The 3,198-nt window shown below is 66.0% G+C and carries 6 protein-coding genes; all 6 read left to right on the top strand.

Going from position 1 to position 3,198, the window contains the following annotated elements; all coding sequences use genetic code 11:
• The first annotated feature begins 147 nt into the window (after positions 1 to 147).
• Positions 148 to 981 (top strand): S-formylglutathione hydrolase, encoded by an 834-nt coding sequence (fghA, locus tag OR37_RS20410; protein WP_004625156.1) that lies wholly within the window; start codon positions 148 to 150, stop codon positions 979 to 981.
• A 51-nt stretch (positions 982 to 1,032) separates the two neighbouring features.
• The gene (locus OR37_RS20415) at positions 1,033 to 1,209 is read left to right on the top strand and encodes a hypothetical protein (protein WP_004625158.1); all 177 of its coding nucleotides are present in this window, start codon (positions 1,033 to 1,035) and stop codon (positions 1,207 to 1,209) included.
• Positions 1,161 to 1,466 (top strand): type II toxin-antitoxin system RelE/ParE family toxin, encoded by a 306-nt coding sequence (locus OR37_RS20420; RefSeq protein WP_165570637.1) that lies wholly within the window; start codon positions 1,161 to 1,163, stop codon positions 1,464 to 1,466. The genes OR37_RS20415 and OR37_RS20420 overlap by 49 nt, the downstream gene beginning before the upstream one ends.
• A gap of 53 nt (positions 1,467 to 1,519) precedes the next feature.
• Positions 1,520 to 1,924, top strand: coding sequence for an ExbD/TolR family protein (locus OR37_RS20425; protein WP_004625162.1), 405 nt, complete (start codon positions 1,520 to 1,522; stop codon positions 1,922 to 1,924).
• A gap of 163 nt (positions 1,925 to 2,087) precedes the next feature.
• On the top strand, positions 2,088 to 2,705 hold the full coding sequence (rpsD, locus tag OR37_RS20430; protein WP_004625164.1) for a 30S ribosomal protein S4: 618 nt from the start codon (positions 2,088 to 2,090) through the stop codon (positions 2,703 to 2,705).
• Positions 2,706 to 3,004: 299 nt separating this feature from the next.
• Positions 3,005 to 3,198 (top strand): TFIIB-type zinc ribbon-containing protein (locus OR37_RS20435; protein WP_004625166.1); only part of this gene is annotated, 194 nt, incomplete at its 3' end.

Here is a 3,198-nt window from a genome sequence, read left to right on the forward strand (position 1 = left end):
GGTGACGTTCTAAAACCCAGTTCCTTTCCCCCTTGCGGGGAAAGGTGGCCGCGAAGCGGTCGGATTGGGGGTGTCGGCTCAGCGTTGGCCGCGCCGACACCCCCACCCCCAACCCCTCCCCGCAAGGGGGAGGGGAGGAGATTGCGAATGACCGTCGAAACCCTCGCCACCCACCGCGTCCATGGCGGAACCCTGCGGTATTGCAAGCACGACAGCGCCAGCACCGGCACGCCGATGAAGTTCACGGTGTGGACGCCGGACGGCGAGGGCCCGTTCCCCTATCTCGTCTGGCTGTCGGGCCTGACCTGCACCGAGGACAATTTCACGGTGAAGTCGGGCGTCTACCAACACGCCGCCCGGCACGGGATCGCGATCGTCGCGCCCGACACCAGCCCGCGCGGGGAGGGCGTCGCCGACGATCCGGCCTATGACCTGGGACAGGGCGCGGGCTTCTATGTCGACGCCACGCAGGCTCCGTGGTCGCCGCACTTTAAGATGTATTCCTATGTGACGAAGGACCTGCTGGCGGCCGTCGACGGCGCCTTCCCGCTGGACGCGGGCCGGCGCGGGATCTTCGGCCACTCGATGGGCGGGCACGGCGCCTTGACCCTCGCCTTGCGCAACCCGGAGCTCTTCAAGTCGGTCAGCGCCTTCGCCCCGATCGTCTCGCCGCTGAACTGCCCGTGGGGCGACAAGGCGATGAGCGCCTATCTCGGCCCCGACCGCGCGGCCTGGCGGGCCCATGACGCCTGCGCCCTGATCGAGGACGGCCAGGGGACCGCCTTCGACGACATCCTGATCGACCAGGGCCTGGCCGACAGCTTCCTGGAAAACCAGCTGAAGCCCGAACTGATCGAAGCCGCCGCCGCCAAGGCCGGCCGCAAGGTCACGGTCCGGCGTCAGGAAGGCTACGACCACAGCTACTTCTTCATGACCACCTTCATCGGCGAGCATGTGGGGTGGCACCTGGAAAGGTTGTAGTCTTTGGCGCCTGACCGTTGAGGGAGCATCGTAATCTGCTATGCTCATCTCATGGTTCCCGAGCCCTCCATCTTCGAGACTGACGAGGAAGCCGAAGCTGCAGCTGACGCCGAAGGCATGGCTGATATCGCAGCCGGCCGCGTGATCCCGCACGACGAGGTGGCGGCCTGGCTCGACACCTGGGGAACGCCGGACGAGAAACCTGCCCCGGCCAAGTGGCGCAAGTAGTCTGGACCTGGCGAGCGCTGGCCGATCTGTCGGCGATCCGTGAGTACATAGGGCAATTCAGCCCGTTAGCCGCTCAGCGGATGGCCTTGCGTCTTCGATCGGCGGCCGAGGCGCTTTCGGAGCACCCGGCGCGCGGGCGGAAAGCGACCGCAACGCTGCGGGAGCTGGTCGTCGTGCCGCCCTATGTGATCCGGTACCACGTGGACGATGACATGGTGATCATCGTCCGCATTCGGCACGCCGCCCGCCTGGGCTGATCCCAGGTTGCCAGTCGCCCTCGTCGGGATCATTCTTGCCCGTGGAGGCGCGCATGGCTCAGCGACTGGCGGGACGGTTCGAGGCGCGGCCGATGGTGGCGATCAACATCGCGCCGCTCGTTCCGATCCTCCTATCGGTGTTTGTCGTCATGCTGCTCGTCTCGCCGACGGGCAGGGCGGGGCCATTGATCGACCAGCCGCCCATGGACTGCTTTGGCCAGTGCAAGCCGAACGACACCGTGTTCATCAGTCTGCGTGGCGATGGCGTCGCGCTGCTGATGGAGCGCAAGGTCGCGGACGCTGAGCTGCCGGCCCTGCTCCTGGCCTCCGGATCCGTTGACCGGGGCGTCTATGTCCGCGCTGACGCTGAGGTGGCGTACGGCCGAGTGTTTAAGCTGATGAGCGGGCTGCAGGCGGCTGGCTTCAAGCCGCAGTTCATCAACGAGGACCTGCACTAACCCCTGCCACATTGACTCCCCCGGGCGCTTCCCCCATAAGCCAGCCCTTCACGCCGCCGGCTCGCCGCGCGGCGCGATGCCCTTATGACGGATTGACCCGACGCCGCCGTTGAGATCGCGCCCCTCGCGGGGAGCCGGCCCGGATCGTTTTGAAAGACTGACTATGTCGAAGCGCCATAGCGCCAAGTACAAGATCGACCGCCGCATGGGTGAAAACCTGTGGGGCCGCCCGAAGTCCCCGGTCAACTCGCGCTCCTACGGTCCCGGCCAGCACGGCCAGCGCCGCAAGAGCAAGGTTTCGGACTTCGGTCTGCAGCTGCGCGCCAAGCAAAAGCTGAAGGGCTACTACGGTAACCTGACCGAGAAGCAATTCTCGCGCACCTACGAGGAAGCCGCCCGCCGCAAGGGCAACACCTCGGAAAACCTGATCGCTCTGCTCGAATCGCGCCTGGACGCCATCGTCTATCGCGCCAAGTTCGTGCCGACCGTGTTCGCCGCCCGCCAGTTCGTGAACCACGGCCACGTGACCGTGAACGGCAAGCGCGTGAACATCCCGTCGTACCGCTGCAAGGCCGGCGACGTGATCCAGGTCCGCGAAAAGTCGCGCAACATGGCTCTGGTTCTCGAAGCCGTCGCCTCGTCGGAGCGTGACTTCGCCGAGTACGTGACCGTCGACGCCAAGTCGCTGTCGGCCACCTTCGTCCGCGCGCCGGAACTGTCGGAAGTTCCGTATCCGGTGAAGATGGAACCGAACCTCGTCGTCGAATTCTACGCTTCGTAAGCGTCGGATCCGAAACGATACGGAAAAGGCCCCGGAGCGATCCGGGGCCTTTTTTGTGCGCCCCATCGTCGGGGAGGATCCCCTTAAGGGCCGGGCGCCCCTTGAAAGCCTTCCCGCCAAGTCCCAACTTAAGGATGCGGGACCGGGCCCCTCTGGCGAGTGATGCAAGCGCTCGTGATGTCGGACCGCATCGGGTGTTCTCGATGTCGCTGGGTCCGGCCGCCTAAAGCCCCCCCTCCCCGACGGCGCCGCCAGACATCGAGAACACCCGATCCATCCTTTTGGACCGGAGGTTTCACATGCCCCTTCTGATGTGCCCCAACTGCGACGGCGCCATGCAGGCCGTTCAGCGCGCCGGCGTCGAGTTCGACATGTGCCCGCGCTGTCGCGGCGTCTGGCTGGACCGGGGCGAGCTGGAAAAGCTGATGGCGTTCGAGCGCGAGGAAACCCAGGCGACCTTCAACGCGCCGGGAACCGCGCCGCGCCCCTGTAC

This window comes from Caulobacter vibrioides OR37 (assembly GCF_000372645.1).
In the GTDB taxonomy this organism is placed as follows: Bacteria; Pseudomonadota; Alphaproteobacteria; order Caulobacterales; family Caulobacteraceae; genus Caulobacter; species Caulobacter vibrioides_E.

Bases quoted from the DNA above. Each gene is read 5' to 3' on its own strand.
- fghA (WP_004625156.1), top strand. From the start codon at position 148: ATGACCGTCGAAACCCTCGCCACCCACCGCGTCCATGGCGGAACCCTG.
- OR37_RS20415 (WP_004625158.1), top strand. From the start codon at position 1,033: ATGGTTCCCGAGCCCTCCATCTTCGAGACTGACGAGGAAGCCGAAGCT.
- OR37_RS20425 (WP_004625162.1), top strand. From the start codon at position 1,520: ATGGCTCAGCGACTGGCGGGACGGTTCGAGGCGCGGCCGATGGTGGCG.
- rpsD (WP_004625164.1), top strand. From the start codon at position 2,088: ATGTCGAAGCGCCATAGCGCCAAGTACAAGATCGACCGCCGCATGGGT.